15 protein-coding genes and 1 tRNA gene are annotated in these 17,073 nt (G+C 72.3%); 6 read left to right on the top strand and 10 right to left on the bottom strand.

Annotated features, from left to right (window positions below; translation table 11 throughout):
- Nucleotides 1-117: 117 nt before the first annotated feature.
- The 6 genes from A8W25_RS16730 to A8W25_RS16705 all read right to left on the bottom strand — a co-directional run bounded on the left by A8W25_RS16730 (nt 118) and on the right by A8W25_RS16705 (nt 5,528).
- Nucleotides 118-1,284, bottom strand: a complete 1,167-nt coding sequence (locus A8W25_RS16730) for a lipid-transfer protein (protein WP_067162296.1) — start codon at nt 1,282-1,284, stop codon at nt 118-120.
- A complete protein-coding gene (locus tag A8W25_RS16725) occupies nt 1,281-1,697 on the bottom strand; it encodes a MaoC family dehydratase (protein WP_067162294.1) in 417 nt (138 codons plus the stop codon). Before A8W25_RS16725 ends, A8W25_RS16730 begins: the two co-directional genes overlap by 4 nt.
- Entirely contained in the window at nt 1,694-2,770 is a 1,077-nt protein-coding gene (locus A8W25_RS16720; protein ID WP_067162292.1) for an acyl-CoA dehydrogenase family protein, read from the bottom strand. Before A8W25_RS16720 ends, A8W25_RS16725 begins: the two co-directional genes overlap by 4 nt.
- On the bottom strand, nt 2,770-3,687 hold the full coding sequence (locus tag A8W25_RS16715; protein ID WP_067162291.1) for a bifunctional MaoC family dehydratase N-terminal/OB-fold nucleic acid binding domain-containing protein: 918 nt from the start codon (nt 3,685-3,687) through the stop codon (nt 2,770-2,772). Before A8W25_RS16715 ends, A8W25_RS16720 begins: the two co-directional genes overlap by 1 nt.
- A gap of 96 nt (nt 3,688-3,783) precedes the next feature.
- Nucleotides 3,784-4,986 (bottom strand): acyl-CoA dehydrogenase family protein, encoded by a 1,203-nt coding sequence (locus A8W25_RS16710; RefSeq protein ID WP_067162289.1) that lies wholly within the window; start codon nt 4,984-4,986, stop codon nt 3,784-3,786.
- 236 nt (nt 4,987-5,222) lie between these two features.
- Entirely contained in the window at nt 5,223-5,528 is a 306-nt protein-coding gene (locus A8W25_RS16705; protein WP_067162287.1) for a hypothetical protein, read from the bottom strand.
- A gap of 399 nt (nt 5,529-5,927) precedes the next feature.
- Here A8W25_RS16705 and A8W25_RS16700 point away from each other — a divergent pair, with 399 nt between their 5' ends.
- The gene (locus A8W25_RS16700; RefSeq protein WP_067162285.1) at nt 5,928-6,992 is read left to right on the top strand and encodes a bifunctional DNA primase/polymerase; all 1,065 of its coding nucleotides are present in this window, start codon (nt 5,928-5,930) and stop codon (nt 6,990-6,992) included.
- A 395-nt stretch (nt 6,993-7,387) separates the two neighbouring features.
- Nucleotides 7,388-8,512 carry a hypothetical protein gene (locus A8W25_RS16695; RefSeq protein ID WP_067162284.1) on the top strand — a complete coding sequence of 375 codons (1,125 nt, stop codon included), beginning with the start codon at nt 7,388-7,390 and terminating at the stop codon, nt 8,510-8,512.
- 74 nt (nt 8,513-8,586) lie between these two features.
- On the opposite strand, the gene A8W25_RS16690 is transcribed toward A8W25_RS16695, so the two are convergent.
- Nucleotides 8,587-8,671: transfer RNA gene (locus A8W25_RS16690), tRNA-Ser, on the bottom strand.
- Between the two features lie 137 nt (nt 8,672-8,808).
- A complete protein-coding gene (locus A8W25_RS16685; RefSeq protein WP_067162282.1) occupies nt 8,809-10,335 on the bottom strand; it encodes a S1C family serine protease in 1,527 nt (508 codons plus the stop codon).
- A 233-nt stretch (nt 10,336-10,568) separates the two neighbouring features.
- Here A8W25_RS16685 and A8W25_RS16680 point away from each other — a divergent pair, with 233 nt between their 5' ends.
- The 3 genes from A8W25_RS16680 (at nt 10,569) to A8W25_RS16670 (ending at nt 13,335) form a co-directional block, all read left to right on the top strand.
- Nucleotides 10,569-11,396: a glycerophosphodiester phosphodiesterase gene (locus A8W25_RS16680; protein WP_067162280.1), complete on the top strand. Its 828-nt coding sequence runs from the start codon at nt 10,569-10,571 to the stop codon at nt 11,394-11,396.
- 134 nt (nt 11,397-11,530) lie between these two features.
- The gene (locus tag A8W25_RS16675; protein ID WP_079126134.1) at nt 11,531-12,166 is read left to right on the top strand and encodes an ATP-binding protein; all 636 of its coding nucleotides are present in this window, start codon (nt 11,531-11,533) and stop codon (nt 12,164-12,166) included.
- Between the two features lie 179 nt (nt 12,167-12,345).
- Nucleotides 12,346-13,335 carry a DUF5926 family protein gene (locus A8W25_RS16670; RefSeq protein ID WP_067162277.1) on the top strand — a complete coding sequence of 330 codons (990 nt, stop codon included), beginning with the start codon at nt 12,346-12,348 and terminating at the stop codon, nt 13,333-13,335.
- 218 nt (nt 13,336-13,553) lie between these two features.
- Here A8W25_RS16670 and A8W25_RS16665 read toward each other — a convergent pair whose 3' ends face one another.
- Nucleotides 13,554-14,261 (bottom strand): hypothetical protein, encoded by a 708-nt coding sequence (locus A8W25_RS16665; protein WP_234386477.1) that lies wholly within the window; start codon nt 14,259-14,261, stop codon nt 13,554-13,556.
- Between the two features lie 192 nt (nt 14,262-14,453).
- Complete coding sequence (locus tag A8W25_RS16660; protein WP_067162275.1) at nt 14,454-15,137, bottom strand: bifunctional DNA primase/polymerase; 684 nt, start codon at nt 15,135-15,137, stop codon at nt 14,454-14,456.
- Nucleotides 15,138-15,559: 422 nt separating this feature from the next.
- Between A8W25_RS16660 and A8W25_RS16655 the strand changes: the two genes are divergently transcribed.
- Entirely contained in the window at nt 15,560-17,062 is a 1,503-nt protein-coding gene (locus A8W25_RS16655) for a PP2C family protein-serine/threonine phosphatase (RefSeq protein ID WP_079126133.1), read from the top strand.
- Nucleotides 17,063-17,073 lie beyond the last annotated feature (11 nt).

The raw sequence follows: 17,073 nt of genomic DNA, 5'->3' as shown, positions 1-17,073 counted from the left end.
GCTCTCCTCGGCCACCGCTCGGGTGTCCGCCTCAGCCGTCCGTGGACAAGATCATCCTTCCGTGTGCGAGGGTTTCGGCCGTCCGCGTGCGGCGTTCAGTCGTCCCGGCCGCCGTCATCAGTCGTCCGCGCTCAGCACCAGCCCCGACGTCGGAACGCCCGTGCCCGCCGTCACCAGTACCCGTCCGGTGCCCGGTATCTGATTGACCGCCAGGCCCCTGATCTGCCGGACCGCCTCCGCTATCCCGTTCATCCCGTGCAGATACGCCTCCCCCAGCTGTCCCCCGTGTGTGTTCAGCGGCAATGCGTCCGACGCCACGAAATCCGCCGCCTCCCCCGGCCCGCAGAACCCGAACTCCTCCAGTTGCATCAGCACGAACGGAGTGAAGTGGTCGTACAGGATCGCCACGTCGATCTCCGCCGGAGTCAGCCCGGAGGTCCGCCAGAGCTGACGCGCCACCACCCCCGTCTCGGGCAGCCCGGTCAGACCGTCCCGGTAGAAACTCGTCATCCCTTCCTGTCTGCGGCCCGCCCCCTGCGCGGCCGCGGTGATCACGGCGGGCGGGCGGCGCAGGTCCCGCGCCCGCTCGGCGGTCGTGACGACGATCGCCTGGCCCCCGTCCGTCTCCTGGCAGCAGTCCAGAAGCCGCAGCGGCTCCACGATCCACCGCGAGGCGGCGTGGTCGGCGAGCGTGATCGGCCTGCCGTAGAAGTACGCCGCCGGGTTGGTCGCCGCATGCCTCCGGTCGACCACGGCCACCCGCCCGAACGCCTCGGGCGTCAGACCGTACGCGTGCAGATAGCGCTGGGCCGCCATGGCGACCCAGGAGGCCGGGGTGAGCAGCCCGAACGGCAGCGACCAGCCGAGCGCCGCCCCCTCGGCGGACGGCTCCCGGTGCTGCACCCCGGACCCGAACCGCCGACCCGAGCGCTCGTTGAACGCCCGGTAGCAGACGACCACTTCCGCCACCCCCGAGGCCACCGCGAGCGCGGCCTGCTGGACGGTGGCGCACGCGGCGCCCCCGCCGTAGTGGATCCGCGAGAAGAACGACAGCTCACCGATGCCGGCCGCCTGCGCCACGGTGATCTCGGGGCTGGTGTCCATCGTGAACGTGACCATGCCGTCGACGTCGTCGGGGGTGAGCCCGGCGTCGTCGAGCGCGGCCCGCACCGCCTCCACGGCGAGCTTCAGCTCGCTTCGGCCCGAGTCCTTGGAGAACTCGGTCGCCCCTATCCCGACGATCGCCGCCTTCCCGCCGAGCGCGTCGGCCCTCCGCACGCTCATACCGCCACCTCCCCGGCACCGCTCGCCCCGGCCCGGGGGAGGACGACCGTCACGGTCCCGGTGACGTGGTGGCCCAGTCCGTTCGCCCCCACCACCCGCACCTCGGCCGTGTCCGCCTCCACGGCGGTGACCGTGCCCGTCAACGTCATCGTGTCGCCGGGATGGTTCGGCGCCCCCAGCCGTATCCGCACCGCGCGCAGCCGCGCCCCGGGGCCGAAGTGGTCGGTGATGTACCGCCCGACCAGGCCGTTGGTGGTCAGGATGTTCATGAAGATGTCCGGAGACCCCTTCTCCTGGGCGAGCACCGCGTCGTGGTGCACGTCCTGGTAGTCGCGGGAGGCCACGGCCCCGGCGACTATCAGCGTCCGGGTGACCGGGATCTCCAGCGGTGGCAGCTCGTCGCCCACCCTCATGCCACGCCCTCCTCTCCGTACGGTCCGTTCCCCTCGACGATCAACCCGCCCAGCTCCTCAAGCAGTTCGGCAGCGCACCCCAGATACGCGTCGAGCTGGCGCCCCCACAGGAAGTGCCGGTACACCGGGTGCTCCAGGTCGGCGCCTAGCCCGCCGTGCAGATGCTGGCCCGTGTGGACGACCCGTCTTCCCGCCTCGGACGCCCACCAGGCCGCCGTCAGCGCGTGCGCGCGATACGGCAGCGCCCGGTCGCGCCGCCAGGCCGCCTCGTACGAGGTCACCCGTATCGCCTCGGTCTCCATGTAGGCGTCGGCCGCACGCAGCTGCACCGCCTGGTTGGTCGCGAGCGGCCGCCCGAACTGCTCACGGGTGTTGGTGTGCTCCACCGCCCGCGCCAACGACCCCGCGCACACCCCCGCCTGCAACCCGGCGAAGGCGGTACGGGCGGTCGCCAGCACGTCCTCGTACGCGCCCGGCCCCGGCCCGCCGACCCGCTCGCCCCGCGCCCCCGAGAGCGTGAGCCGCCCGGCCGACCAGGGCGCCGTCGTCTCGACCGGCTCCGTCGTCACGGCCCCGGGTGCTCCCACTCGTATCCACCACAGCGCCCCGTCCTCGTCCGGCACCAGGACGTGCGTGGCATCCCTCAGCCAGGGGACCACCGGCACCACTCCGGTCAGCTCCCCCGTCGGGCCCCCGTCCGCCGAGGCCCGCACGCCGCCCCGCGCCGGGAAGGCACCGGTCGCCACCGCGGTGCCGTCCCTCAGCCCCGGGAGCAGCCGATCGCGTTGTTCGCCGGAGCCGTGGGCGGCCATCGCCAGGACTCCGTAGACACAGCTCGCCGCGAACGGCACCTGGGCGGTGGTCCGGCCCTGCTCCTCCAGGGCGAGGACCAGCCCGAGCAGCCCCGTCTCCTCGACGGCCGCGGGCAGCCCGGCGCCGCACAGGGCCTTCCACAGCTCGGTGTCCGTCTCCGTCCCGACAGCGGTGAGGCGCTGGTGGGTGGAGAGGTCCCCGAAGATCTCCCCGGCCAGCTCACGGACTGCCGACTGCTCCTCGGTGGGGGTGAAGTCCATCAGCCACCCTCACCCCCTCGGAACACCGGCAGCTCCAGCTCCTCGTCCACGCGCAGGAACTCCAGGCGCACGGGCATCCCGATCCGCACCTTGTCGTACGGGACCCCCACCACGTTGCTGATCACCCTCACGCCCTCGGCCAGCTCGATCAGCCCGACCGCGTACGGCCCCGAGCCGTCGCCGTACGGGTCGGCGGCGGCGTCCACGGCGAACCCCGGGAAGCGGGGGTGGTGCATCACCACGTACGAGAACACCGTCCCGGCGCCGCTCGCCTCCACCGTGTCCCACTCGGCCGCCCCGCATCCGTTGCACCCCGGCAGCCAGGGGAAGCGCAGCTCGCCGCAGCCGGTGCAGCGCTGGATCAGCAGCTGGTGCGCGGCTACCCCGTCCCAGAATCCGGCGTTGTCCCGGTTGATCACCGGTCTCGGCCGCCGGCCCTTCGGTTTGCGGCGCGCCGGGGCGTACTTGAGGATCCGGAAGCGGTGTGTGCCCGCCGGCTCGCCGTTCGCCCGCACGTCCATCCGCGTGGTGATGAAGTGGCCCGTCCCCAGCTTGGTGGTCTTCTGCTCGGAGACCGTCTCGATCACCGCGTCATAGGTGATCCGGTCGCCCGGGCGCAGCTCCCGTACGTACTCCTGCTCGCAGTCGGTCGCGACCACCGAGATGAATCCGGCGCCGTCGAGCAGCGCGAACAGCTCGTCGTGGGCCCCCGAGCGGTCCGAGTGGCCCGAGAGGCCGCCCATCGTCCAGGCCTGGAGCATCGTCGGCGGCGCGATCGCGTCCGGCCCCCGGTAGGCCGGGTTGGTGTCGCCCATCGCCTCGCACCAGTGCCTGATCATCGGCTCGTTGACCAGGTCCTTCCCGACGCCCTCGTTCGCCGCCGACCTTCCCTCGTACGCCTTCAGGCGCCCGTACAACCCGTCCGGGCGCGGGGACGGCTCCTTCCGCCCGCTCCGCCCCTCCGGGCCTGCGGGCCGCCCCTGCGGGCGCGAAGCGGACACGTTCTCGCTCACCTACCTCCGCCCCCTCTTCATCCCGAGCCGCATCGTCGCGACGATCTCCCGCTGCACCTCGCTCACCCCGCCCCCGAACGTGTTGATCTGTGCCGCCCTGTTCATCCGCTCCAGCTCCCCGTCCCCCACGGCGCCCGGCGAGCCTCGCCGCACCAGCGCCGTTTCCCCCGTGATCTCCTGGCACATTCGATACACCTCGACGGCCGATTCGGTTCCCACGAACTTCACGCCGCTCGCGTCCCCAGGGGCCAGCGAGCCCGCCCCCACATCCCCCACCAAACGCCAGCTGAGCAGGCGATTCACCGCCAGCCGGGCATGCGTCTCAGCGATCCTGGAACGCACCCAAGGCTCGTCAACCCTGCGCCGCCCGGTCACCGGATCGGGGGTACGGGCGCGGGCGAGCGCCGCCTCGAAAAAAGACTCGGCCTGCATGCCGATCGCGGCGAGCGCGACCCGCTCGTGGTTGAGCTGATTGGTGATCAGCCCCCATCCGCCGTTCTCCTCGCCGACCAGGTTCCCGGCCGGAACACGGATCCCGTCGTAGTACGTGGCCGTCGTGGTCAGACCGCCCACGGTGCGGATCGGCGTCCATGAGAAGCCCGGCGCGTCGGTGGGGACCAGGATGATCGAGATGCCCCGGTGCTTGGGCGCGGACGGGTCCGTGCGGCAGGCGAGCCAGATCCAGTCGGCGTTCTGGGCGTTGGAGGTGAAGACCTTCTGGCCGTCGATCAGCCAGTCCCCGCCGTCCCGTACGGCACGGGTCCGCAGCGAGGCGAGGTCGGTCCCGGCCTCCGGCTCGCTGTAGCCGATGGCGAAGACGAGCTCGCCGGCGAGGATCCGGGGCAGGAAGTACGCCTTCTGCTCGTCGGTCCCGTATCGCATCAGGGTCGGCCCGACGGTGTTCAGCGTGACCATCGAGACGGGGGCGCCCGCGCGGTACGCCTCGTCGAAGAAGACGAACTGCTCGTCGGGACCGCGCCCCTGGCCGCCGTACTCGACGGGCCAGCCGAGTCCCAGCATCCCGTCGGCACCGATGCGCCGGAGCAGGGCGCGCTGCGCTGCCGGATCACCACCGGCCGGATCACCACTGGTCAGATCGCCACTGGTCAGATCGCCACTGGTCGGATCACCACCGATCGCACGGAAGTACGAGCGGAGTTCGGCGCGCAGAGACTGCTGACGTTCGGTCGGGGCGAGGTGCACGGCGGCGGCCTCCGGGGTCCGGACGTACGCTACGGATCGGGGTTTCTGACTGTCCGTCAGATGTGGTCACCCTGTCAATGCTCAGACCCGTCCCGGTGCGCACACCAGCGTCCGTACCCATGTCCGGCGCATGTGCCCCTGCCCCGCGGACACACAACCGCCCGGGTGGCCGCGCCGTAGCGCCGCCACCCGGGCAGTCGTTCACCCCACTGACCCCGACCCCGAGGGGCCCCGGCTCACCAGAGGTTGGTGAAGTTGACCGACACGTTGTCCTGACGGATCGCCGTGAAGGCGGAGCCGTTCACCTGGGCGGTGTTGCTCTGGTTCGAGGCGCCGGAACCCACCGCCTGCTGCTGCGTGGTGGACGAGTTCCCGTTGTTGTCGTGCCCGACGCCGCTTCCGTTGACCGTCGCCACTGCCGCGTTCGATCCGTGGTCCGCGAAGGAGCCGTTGTCCGCGGACGCCACCCCCGTGAAGAGCCCCACGGCGAGAGGCAGGGCGGCAACGGCGGCGATGACGCGGGCGGTACGGATGCTTGCCATGTCTATTCCTCCAGGAACCAGAAGTACGGCTTGTTCCAGGGAAGTTGGCCGACCGCCCCGGACGCTGTTGCGACGTCGCGAGATCAGAGTTGCCCACCGAATCCCCGGCGAACCAGCCCAGTCGGCGCGTTTCGCCCGCAAGCGTGATGACATGTCGATAAACCACCAACGCGCTCCCAAAGCCTCAGAGCACCCCTGCCGACTCAGGCGCACCGCGCCGCACAGCAGCCCCCAAGGGAGGAGAACCGTTTCAGCGCATTTTCGGCCAATCTTCCGCGCCACCTCACTGTCACCGGGGTGACGGGCACCCGTACCCCCCTTCGAGCGCTCCCCGCCCCCGCTCGAACCCGAGCCGTTTCCCGCTTCCCTTTTTCGAACACTCGTACGAACATGGAAGGCATGGCCACCATCGACCGGCATGCCTCCACCCTGGCCCTCGCCCACGCCCTCTCCGTCGCCGAGCGCGGGCTCCCCGTCATTCCGCTGTCCCGTTCGAAGCTCCCCGCGCTGCGCTCGCCGCACCACGACGAGCCGCAGCCCGCGCTCTGCCGGGGCGAGTGCGGGCTGCCGGGCCACGGGGTGCACGACGCGACCACGGACCCGACGGCCGTACGCGCGCTGTTCGCGGCCGCCCCATGGGCCACCGGGTACGGCATCGCCTGCGGCCGGCCGCCGCACCACCTCATCGGCATCGACCTGGACACGACGAAGCCGGGACAGGCGGAGCACGGGCCGGCCGATGGGCCGGAGAGGGCGGCGTCGGGCTCCGCGAACTCGGCACCGGGCTGGGCTCCGGGGGCTGCGGTGGATACGCCGATGGGGGCGGCCGAGCGGTCATCCGTCCCGCCCCAGCGCGCGCCGGGGGCGCTGCGGCCGTCGCCGCCTTCGCCCTTCATGCCGCTCGCCGCCGACCCGCCGCCCGAGTCCGTGGCGGCCCTCCAACACCTGGCGCTGCGGCATCTGTTCACGATTCCCGAGACCGTCGTCGTGATCACGCCGAGCGGCGGACGGCACATCTGGCTGACCGGGCCGCCGGACCGGGTCGTCCCCAACTCCGCGAGCAGGCTGGCGCCCGGTATCGACGTCCGGGGTGCGGGCGGCTATCTGGTCGGCCCCGGCTCGCTGACCAGCAACGGCGTCTACCGGCTCGCCCCGGGCACGGCCCATCTGGCACCCGCGCCCTGCCCCGGCGCGCTCCTCGATCTGCTCACGCCCCCGGCGCGCGCCCATCACCCCCGGGCGCACGGCGCGGACCGGGGCCATGGGCTGGTCCAGTTCGTACTCGCCGCTCACGAGGGCCAGCGCAACACCCGCCTCTTCTGGGCCGCTTGCCGCGCCTACGAGAACGGCTTCGGCGACGCCCTCGCCGACCGCCTGATCGCCGCCGCGGTCCACACCGGCCTCACGGAGCGGGAGGCACGGGCGACGATCGCGTCGGCGGCCCGGCTGACGACGGCGTACTGAGGGGCTGTCGCGTAGCGCGCGGGTGAGGGGCGGGTGGGACTCGAACCCACGGCCGACGGGGCTGTCGCGTACGAGCGCGGGTGAGGGGCTTCGTCCCGTACGCACACGCACGCGGGTAAGGGGCGTTGCCCATAGGGCGGGGCCCCTTACCCGTCCAGTGCCCAACTCCCTCGCCCCGTGCTCACTGGTCCGCATAAAAGCAGGTCAACGTGCTGATCGCCTGTCACGCGCCCGTGACATGGCACGCACGGTTCCCGCACAGCCGCTGCATAGATTTTCTTCTGCAGCCACCGCCCAGCCTCAACGGCCCCACCCGACAGAGGGGGCGGCATTGCGACTCTCCACCTCCTCACCCACTCCGGCCCGGATGGCCGCCCAGCTTCATGGAGTCGTTCATGTCGACCTACACCTCCCGCCGCGTCACCGTCCACGCCGCGATCGCCACCGCCGCACTCGCCGGGGCCCTCCTCACCCCGTCCGCCGCACAAGCCGCGACGCCGGGCGGCGCCACCACCGCCGCCCCCGAGAAGTGCACCTCGGTCGCGACCATCGCCTCGGTGCGTACGGGCCTGTCGGTGACGCTGACCAACCGCGCCGAGTCGGGCCCGAAGGCCGAACTCAAGGACAGCAAGGGCAAGATCGTCGCCACGGTCGACAAGGCCCGTACGAAGGACATGGCGGCCGGTATCGCCGTCACGGGAACCAGCACGGCCGTGCCGACGTTCTCCCAGTGGGTCGAGGGCGGTGAGCACGCGGCGAAGAACACCCCGTTCCCCAAGCTTCCCGCGGGCTGCGGCACCGACCTGGGCGGCGACACCACGTACAAGCTGGTCAACGGCGAGAAGATCACGGTCCACAAGTTCTCCCGCGGGCACTACCGCGCCGAGTTCACCTCCAAGGGACACATGGACAAGATCCTGGGGACCGAGGCCGTGGGCGGCGACGACGACGCGTATGTGCACGGGATGTACGTGGTCCTCAACAGCTCCACCGGCAGGCTCTCCTCGGAGTTCATCAGCACCCGGTCCGGCTGCACCGTGACCCGGATCGTCCCCAGCGTCTTCGGCCCGGGCCTCTCGGTGAAGCTCACCAACGGCCCGGCGGGCCCGAAGGCCCAGCTGCGGGACGCCGAGCGCAAGGTGCGCGGCTCCGCGGACCGCGCCCACCCGCTCGACGGCGCCATGGGCGTCAAGATCGTCGGCGCGAACACCGCGACGCCCAAGCTGGGCCAGCGCACCCAGGGCGGCAACACCCCTTACAAGATGAGCGCGTTCCCGTCGCTGCCGAAGGGCTGCGCGACCTCCACCCCGGCCACGGCGGCCACCACGCCCGCCCCGGCCCCGTCCGCCCACACGGCGGGCGACCGGACCGTCCCCAGGGGCGGCGTCGCCGCCGGGGCCGAGGTCAAGGAGCAGGGCGGCGACAAGACCGCGCTGTACGCGGGCGGCACGGGCGTCGCGGCCCTCGGCGCCACCGGCTTCGCCCTGCTGCGCCGCCGCCGCACGGCCGGCCGCGTCTGATCCCGGATCAAAAAAAGTGGTGCCCCGGATTTCCGGGGCACCACTTTTTTCACGGGCCATACGGCCCTCGCACGCGGTGGGTGTGGGATTTGAACCCACGGTGACTCGCGCCACGACGGTTTTCAAGACCGTTCCCTTAGGCCGCTCGGGCAACCCACCCTCGCCCCGGGCCGACCGGCCTCGGGGCTGCTACAGCCTAGCGGAGGGGCCATCGTGGTGCGGAGGCCCGGCCGGAGGACGGACGGGCCTCCCCGGCAGTCGCCGATGTCATCGGGCGGCCGCCGGGTCCGCGGTGGTCAGCTGTCGCCCATGCGCTCGCCCAGGGTGACCGTGACCGTCGCCTCCTTGCCGTCGCGCTGGTACGTGAGCTGGACCTGGTCGCCCGGCTTGTGCGTCCAGATCTCGCTGATCAGGGTCGGGCCGCTGTCGATCACCGTGTCGCCGAACTTGGTGATGACATCGCCGGGCTTGAGGCCCGCCTTGTCCGCCGGGCCGCCGGACACCACGGCCGGGGTGCCGCCGGACGCCTGCGGGGAGATCTTGGCGCCCTGGCCCTTCTGGTCCATGGCGACGGTCGCGCCGATCACCGGGTAGACCGGCTTGCCGGTCTTGATGAGCTGCTCCGCCACGTTCTTCGCCTGGTTGACCGGGATCGCGAAGCCCAGGCCGATCGAGCCCGCCTGCGACTGGCCGAAGCCACCGCTGCCGGCCGACTGGATCGCCGAGTTGATGCCGATGACCGCGCCACGCGAATCGAGCAGCGGGCCGCCCGAGTTGCCCGGGTTGATGGAGGCGTCCGTCTGGAGGGCGCTCATGTACGACGCCTTGGAGTTGGCGCCGTCGCTGGACGACACCGGGCGGTTCTTGGCGCTGATGATGCCCGTGGTGACCGTGTTGGAGAGGCCGAAGGGCGCGCCGATCGCGATCGTCGAGTCGCCGACGGCGACCTGGTCGGAGTTGCCGAGGGCGAGCGGGACCAGGTTGGCCGGGGCGCTCTTGAGCTTGATGACGGCCACGTCGTAGCCCTGCGCGCGACCGACCACCTCGGCGTCGTACTTCTTGCCGTTGGAGAACGTCGCCGTCAGCTTGCCGCTGTTGGCGGCGGAGGCCACCACGTGGTTGTTGGTGACGATGTGGCCCTCCCGGTCGTAGACGAAACCGGTGCCGGTGCCGCCCTCGCCGTCGCTGCCCTCCGCCTGGATCGTCACGACGCTCGGCAGCGCCTTCGCGGCGACCGCCGCGACCGTGCCCGGGTCGCGCTTGAAGTCCTTCGGGGTGTCGGACGCCGAGACCGTGGTCGAACCGCCGGAGCCGTCCTCGCGGTCCGCCGCCCAGTAGCCGATGGCGCCGCCGACGCCGCCCGCGACCAGCGCGGCCACCAGGATGGCGGCGACCAGGCCGCCACGGCGGCGCGGGCGCTGCGGCTCGGGCACGGGCGCGCCCCAGACCGGGCCGCCGCCTCCGCCGCCGTACGCGGGCAGCGCGGGCGGGGGCGTGGGCCAGCCGCCGGGTGCCTGCGCGTGCGTGACGGGCGCCCCGACGTGCGGCTCGGCCGGCACCGGGCCGGGCAGCTGCGCGGTGACCGGGTCATGCGCGGCGGCCGGCTCCTGCCCGCTCGCCGCCTGCGGCGCACCCGTCGGCTGCGGCATCGCGTGCGTGGCCGCGGTCTCGGCGTACGTGGCGGGGGCCCCGGGGGTCGGGGCGGCCGGGGACGGCGCGGCGGCCTCCTCGGCCGTCACGGGAGGGACGGGAGGCGCGGGCGGTGCTGACGACGGGGCAGGCGGGACGGCCGGGACCGCGGTGCCCTCGTTCTCGGTGCTCACAGCTCTCTCCTCGGTTCCACTCAGTCTCGGGGTCGGTATGTTCGGCTGGGGACGCGACACCGACCATGGTGCGTCAGGGGTCCGACAATCGCGTATCGCGCGGTGCGGACGTGTGCACATGTCAGCGCTCAGCTTTTCCCACAAGCTGTCAGGCCACTGTAAGCAGGAGCTGTGTATTCGTGCTCCCGCCCGCAAGCCGCCCCTGCGCCCCGCCGCAGTGGCACGATGACGCGGTGACCCAAGCACGGCAGCACGACAGTCATACGCCCCATCGGGCCTCCATCCAGGTGGTCGCCCACCGCGGTGCCTCCGAGGACGCGCCCGAGCACACCCTCGCCGCGTACATGAAGGCCATCGAGGACGGCGCGGACGCCCTTGAGTGCGACGTCCGGCTCACCGCCGACGGCCACCTCGTCTGCGTCCACGACCGCCGCGTCAACCGGACCTCCAACGGCCGGGGCGCCGTCTCCGCCCTGGAGCTCTCCGCGCTCTCGGCGCTCGACTTCGGCTCCTGGAAGGACAGCGAGGAGAGCCCGGACTGGGGCGACCCGTCCTTCACCTCCGTCCTGACCCTCGAACGGCTCCTGGAACTCGTCGCCGACGCGGGCCGCCGCGTCGAGCTGGCCATCGAGACCAAGCACCCCACCCGCTGGGCCGGGCAGGTCGAGGAGCGGCTGCTGCACCTGCTCAAGCGCTTCGGTCTGGCCGAACCGCCGCCCACCGGCGAGACCTCGCCGGTGCGCATCATGAGCTTCTCCGCGCGTTCCCTGCACCGCGTCGCGGCGGCCGCGCCGGACATCCCGACCGTCTATCTGATGCAGTTCCTGTCGCCGCGGCTGCGCGACGGGCGGCTCCCGGCGGGTGCCCGGATCGCGGGCCCCGGTATGCGGATCGTCCGCAATCACCCCGGCTACATCGACCGGCTGCACGCGGCGGGCCACCAGGTCCACGTCTGGACGGTGAACGAGCCGGAGGACGTCGAACTGTGCGTGCGCCTCGGCGTCGAGGCCATCATCACCAACCGCCCGAAGCAGGTCCTGCACCAGCTCGGCCGCCTCTGAGGCAGCCGCCTCCGAGACAGCCGAAGCGGCCCCGTGGAGCGCCACTTCCTTTGTCGTCCTCCCCACTCGTGCCACCAGTAAGGCCGGTGACAGGGAGTGCACCGGCGCGTTCGGTCCGTATTCGATCGTTACGAGTGCGTCACCGGACGCCGGTTGGCCGGTTTCCGGTCCAGTCCATTGGGGCATCCACACCGTGGCGTGGGGTGAAGGAGGTCTCGGGGGTGGCGTTGGTGGTGGCACAGGAGGTGCCCACGTCGTCGAGCATGGCCGTGCCCCACGGCCCTGCGGGCGTGGGCAAGGCGAGACACCGGATGCGCGAGCAGCTGCTCGGCAGCGGCGTGTCCGAGCCGGTCGTGGACGATGCCGTACTGGTCCTGTCCGAACTGCTCAGCAATGCCTGCCGGCACGGCAGGCCGCTGGGGCGCGCGGACGTGGGCGACGGGGACGTCCGGGCCGCCTGGCGCATCGACAAGGCGGGCCGGCTGACGGTCGAGGTGACCGACGGCGGCGGTCCGACCCGGCCGGTTCCGGCCACACCGTCCGTCACCGCGCGCGGTGGCCGCGGTCTGAACATCATCAGCGCGCTCGCCCAGGACTGGGGCGTACGGGACAGCGCGTCCGGCGAGGTGACCGTCTGGGTGATCATCACGGCCGGGTACGACCGCGCACCGGGACGCGACAACGGACGCGGGCCCTCCCCGGACGACTTCGTCGCGCGCGTGGCGGTGCCGGGTCTTGAGTTCCGGGACGTCTTCGACGACCTGGACTGAGACGCGGTCCCAGGACGTCGCCCGACGGCCCGGGCCGAGTCCACCGCCGGATCACCCGCCGAGCCACCCGCCACCCGGCGCGACTTGTCCCGAGGCGTACGCCGTATCCCGACCGGTACGACTAGGCTCGCGCCCGACACAGCGACACCGCACCACCGCAGTCGGGAGAGAGCCACACCATGGCCAAGAAGCGCCCCCAGACGAAGGCCGCAGCGCCGCAGCGCAAGAACGGGGCCGGCGCCGCAGGCGCTGATGTCGTCGTTCCGGTCGTCGGGGCCCGCGAGCCCTGCCCGTGCGGCTCCGGCCGCCGCTACAAGGCCTGCCACGGCCGCGCCGCCTCGCACGCCGTGACCGAGCTGGTCCAGCGCCCGTTCGAGGGCCTGGCGGGCGAGTGCGACTGGGTCGCGCTGCGCGAGCTGGTCCCCGCCGCGACCGTCGAACTCACCCTCAAGGACGGGCTTCCCGAGGGCGTGCCCTCCGTGACGCTGGCGACCGTCCTGCCGATGGCGTGGCCCGCGCTGCGCCGCGACGACGGCTCGGTGCTGCTCGGCCTGCAGAACGACACGCCGTCCGGCGACATCAGCCGCGACCTGGCGGACACGCTCACGCGCGCGTTGACGGCGGAGCCGGGTACGCCGGTCGCCGCCCAGCGCGTCGACCCGCAGGGCCCCCGCCTCCAGGACCTGCTGGACCCGGCCGCCGCGTTCGAGCCCGCCGTGCACAGCGGGTTCGAGTTCTGGGTGCCGGACTCGGAGAACGCCACCCCCGAGGTGACCGCCTCCCTGGAGCGCGCCAACGCGGCCGCGATCCCGACCGTACGGCTCACGTCGGTCGACTCCTCCTACTGGTGCGAGACGCCCGAGAAGAACCACCTCCGCTGGGTCATGCCGTACCCGGAGGAGAAGCTTCTGGACGCGCTCGCCCGGCTGCACGCGGCGGGCACCTCCTCGCTCGGCGAGGACACCCGGCTCGTCGGCTCGTTCCGGGCGCACGGTCTGACCGTTCCGGTCTGGGACCTGCCGAGCTCGATGACGGCCGAGGAGTGCGAGAAGCCGGCCGCCGCGTTCGCGGAGCGGCTGGCGGCGGCACTGGCGGACGAGGCTCCGCTGACGCCGGAGGAGCGCAGGGCGCGCGGCGGCCTCACCAACCGCCAGGTGACCTTGAGCTGAGCGTGACCATTCCTGTCACGGGACAGGTGACCCGCGTCACAACTCCCGGTAGTCGCAGATAAATCGGTGTCCGAATAACCGAGATCGAATTTGCGAATGACAGATCTCTTGTTACCGTTCTAAGAGCCCGGTCGCTGGTGCATCCCCCGTCGCCAGCGACCGGGCCCTTCCATTTCCTCTTACGGTTCGCCGCACGCGCCCACGTGGCCGCTTCCCGCTCAACGAGCCGTGTCCGCCGCCGAGTTGACCGCCACGCCGTCGGGCGCATTGGACCCGGAACGCAGCAGCAGAGGCGCGTCCTCGCCCGTTTCCGCGAACTCCGCGACCGCCGAGTACGCGCCAGGTTTTCCCCCCGCCGACCCCCTCGGGGTCTCGCATACTCCCGGCTGATCTCCCGCTCCGACGGCACAGTTCGTCTGTACGGTGTGGCCGCCCGGCCCCATCAGTGTGAGCACCGAGCGCAACCGTCCGCCCGTCGCATTGCGGTAATAGGTGCGCGCCCAGGCGTCGTGTCCCTCGGTCAGCACACAGGTCTGCGCCTCGACGCCGTCGGGCGAGACGAGTTCCGGTCCGCAGTGGGCAGCAGGCTCGGCGGGCACACCGCCCACGCGCGCGTGGGGAGCCCTCTTCGCGTCGTCCGGTAGCGAGCCGGGCTCGGTACCCGAGTCAGATCCGGAGTCGGACCCGCCGGAACGAACACCGGCGGACCCCGCAGAACCTGACCCCGCAGAATCCGACCCCGCAGAACCGGCCGCCGCCTCGGCCAGGCCGGGATCGGCCAGGGTCGGGTCGGTCAGGGCGGGATCGCCGCCCGCCGACCCGGCCTCCGTCGGCTCCGGGTCTTCGGCCTGGCCGGCCGATGCCGCCAGCGGCAGCAGCACCGTGAACACCACCACGGCCCCGATACCGATCATGCGGAGGTTCACGGCGGCTCACCCATCCCATGGAATTCCTGCGGTGGGCCGAAGATAGCGACGGAAACCGGGCGCCCGGTGAACCGCGCGCCCGTTTCCCGTACAAGTGGGGCACTCTCGCACCCGAACGAGTGACACCGCGCTCCGCCGGGAACTCGGAGCCCGCCCCGTTCGCTGACCCAGTACGCGGACGGGGCCACCCGCTCAGTACGCGAGCCGGGACCCGCCGTCCGGTGCGCTGGTCGACGCCGCGACCAGCGCGTCCACCACCGCCTCCACATCCGGCAGCCAGGGCCTGGCCGACCCCGGCAGCGGAGCCCGCTCCCAGCGCACCTGCCCCGTGCCCGTCTCGGACGGGGGCAGCACCAGATATCCGCCCTCTCCGTGGAAGCGGAGCGAACTCGGCACCCAGTCCTTGGAGTAGAGGAGGTCACCCAGACGTTCCATCGAGTACGGAGCGACCAGCAGCGACCACCGGGTGGGCGTCGCCACCACGGGGCCGAGCCGGATGCCCATCTCGTCGAGGACCACCAGCGCCCGCGCCCCGGCCACGGCCGGAAGGCTCACCGCGCACGGTGCCGTGCCGCCCGTCGCGAGGAGCACGGGGGCAGCCGGGCGGTTGGTCCACCACCAGCGCACCAGACGTTCGTCGGTCGAGGCCGCGAGGAGCCCCGGGTCGAAGGGGTGCGCCCCCGGGACGGCGCACTCGGGGTCGGGACAGGCACAGCCGCGGCCCCGGTCACCGCGGCCACCGGCTGCCTTGAGTCCCACACCGGGGAGTACGGGCCATTTCCACTCGGTCGCGCAGGTCAGCGCGGCGCCAAGCTGAGCAGCCCTTTCACTGCGCCGGAACCGGAGCCTGCGTCGCCTTCCGAGGATCTCGCGCATGAGCGCTCGTTCCTTTCCGTTGAACGCCGAGGTCCACATCACACCATGTGTGCATCACTTCACTGCGCGTACATGCTCTATGAGCTCTGCGAGCCTGCGGTACGGGTAACCCGTCAGGACCAAGCGTGGGCTGTGACCATTAAACGCATGGCGAGGGGTGGCGTGCGCGTGGCGCTTGCCGACCCTTGTGCAAAAACCCCGCCACTCGGGGATGGGGCGCGGCCGTCGGCTGTTAAGACGCCCTGGCCCGCCGCCGGGTTCCGGGACACCGTCAACTGCCCCTGGCCATCACCGAGTACGTACCCAACCCGCTCGATATGACGCGCTCTTGAACGCCCTCAGTCGACCCCAGAGATGGGCCATAGGGGGCAATTTTCCGCCAAGTTGAACACCCCCCGGACACCAACAATCCCGCTATGACAATGCTGGACATCCCCTTACTTGTACGTGTACATCTGGATGCATTGATGGCGGCGCAGATTGACATGGGGGTTTGCGATGCTATTGAGCGGAATCGACCGGCCGGAAAGCCGACTGCCATGAGCGCCCCACACCTGCCGAAAGTGGCTGGAATCGATCCAGCCGTCCCGCCCCCCGCGCACACTTCTGCGCCTCTGCCCACATCCACCCCCGCCTCCTCCGCAGCCCCTGGCGCGGTCATCCAGGACCGGCTGGCCGGCTGGGTATCCGACCTCACCACGCTGCACGAACTCACCGAGCGCCTCTCCCGCACCTCCGTGCTGGACGACGCCCTCAACGAGCTGCTGCGGGCCGGTGCCGCGCTGGTCGGTGCCCGTCGCGGCCTGGTCGTCCTGGAGCCCGCCGACGGGCTCGGCCCCGCGGTCACCACCGGCCTCGGCCTCGCCCACGCCGACCTCGGCCACATCGAGACGGTCCCGCGCAGCGCCACCCCGTACGGCAGGATCCTCGACGGCCTCCCCGACGCCGACGGCGGCTCGGACCTGGTCGGCGAGGTGGGCAGCGGCCCCGGACCCGACCCGCGCCACCGCGAGGTGGCCGCCCGGCTCGGCTACGCGGCCAGCTACGCACTGCCCCTCACCACGGACGAGGGTGCCCGCCTCGGCGCGGCGGTGTGGCTCTACGACGAGCCCGCCGAGCCGCCCGAGCGCCGCCGCCACCTCGTCGGGCTCTATCTGCGGCAGGCCGCCGAGCACGTGGCCCGCCTGGTCGAGCTGGACCGCGCCCGGACCCGGCTCGCCACCGTCACCGAAGAGCTGCTGCCCAGCAGACTGCCCCGGGTGGCCCGGGTGCAGCTCGCCGCCCGCCACCGCACCGGACCGCGCGGCGGCGGCGACTGGTACGACGCGCTGCCACTGCCCGAGGGCGCGCTGGGCCTCGCGGTCGGGTCCGTCACCGGATCCGGGCCGAGCGCCGTCGCCGCGATGGGCCGGCTGCGCGCCAGCCTGCGGGCGTACGCGGTGATGGAGGGCGAGGACCCGGTCGCCGTCCTCTCCGACCTCGAACTGCTGCTGCGGCTGACCGAGCCCGCCCGCTCGGCGACCGCGCTCTTCGCGTACTGCGAGCCCGCGCGCGGCAAGATCGTCCTCGCCGGGGCCGGGCACGCGCCGCCGCTGATCGTCGGCGAGCGCCGTACCGAGTACGTGGAGACCTCGCTCTCCGCGCCGCTGGGGATGCTCGCCTGCTGGGAGGCGCCCAGCGTGGAGATCCAGCCCGCGGCCGGAGAAACGGTGCTGCTGTACACCGACGGGCTGCTCCACCGCACCGGCGACCCGATGGACCGGGCCTTCGCCCGCCTCCACGCGGCGGCCGCGAGCGTCCCGAGGGCCGCCCGCGACGACCCGGGCTCGATCGCCGACCACGTGCTGCGGACCGTGCTGCCGGACGGGCTGGACGCGTCGGACGGCGGCGAGGACGTGGTGCTGCTCGCGGCCCGCTTCGCGTAGTGCTCGCCTAC

Source organism: Streptomyces sp. ERV7, assembly GCF_001653515.1.
In the GTDB taxonomy this organism is placed as follows: Bacteria; Actinomycetota; Actinomycetes; order Streptomycetales; family Streptomycetaceae; genus Streptomyces.
This window is presented reverse-complemented; position numbering and strand designations above follow the sequence as displayed.

Excerpts from the sequence above, each read along its gene's own strand:
- A8W25_RS16730 (WP_067162296.1), bottom strand. The coding sequence starts at position 1,284 with ATGAGCGTGCGGAGGGCCGACGCGCTCGGCGGGAAGGCGGCGATCGTC.
- A8W25_RS16725 (WP_067162294.1), bottom strand. The coding sequence starts at position 1,697 with ATGAGGGTGGGCGACGAGCTGCCACCGCTGGAGATCCCGGTCACCCGG.
- A8W25_RS16720 (WP_067162292.1), bottom strand. The coding sequence starts at position 2,770 with ATGGACTTCACCCCCACCGAGGAGCAGTCGGCAGTCCGTGAGCTGGCC.
- A8W25_RS16705 (WP_067162287.1), bottom strand. The coding sequence starts at position 5,528 with ATGGCAAGCATCCGTACCGCCCGCGTCATCGCCGCCGTTGCCGCCCTG.
- A8W25_RS16700 (WP_067162285.1), top strand. The coding sequence starts at position 5,928 with ATGGCCACCATCGACCGGCATGCCTCCACCCTGGCCCTCGCCCACGCC.
- A8W25_RS16695 (WP_067162284.1), top strand. The coding sequence starts at position 7,388 with ATGTCGACCTACACCTCCCGCCGCGTCACCGTCCACGCCGCGATCGCC.
- A8W25_RS16670 (WP_067162277.1), top strand. The coding sequence starts at position 12,346 with ATGGCCAAGAAGCGCCCCCAGACGAAGGCCGCAGCGCCGCAGCGCAAG.
- A8W25_RS16660 (WP_067162275.1), bottom strand. The coding sequence starts at position 15,137 with ATGCGCGAGATCCTCGGAAGGCGACGCAGGCTCCGGTTCCGGCGCAGT.
- A8W25_RS16655 (WP_079126133.1), top strand. The coding sequence starts at position 15,560 with ATGCTGGACATCCCCTTACTTGTACGTGTACATCTGGATGCATTGATG.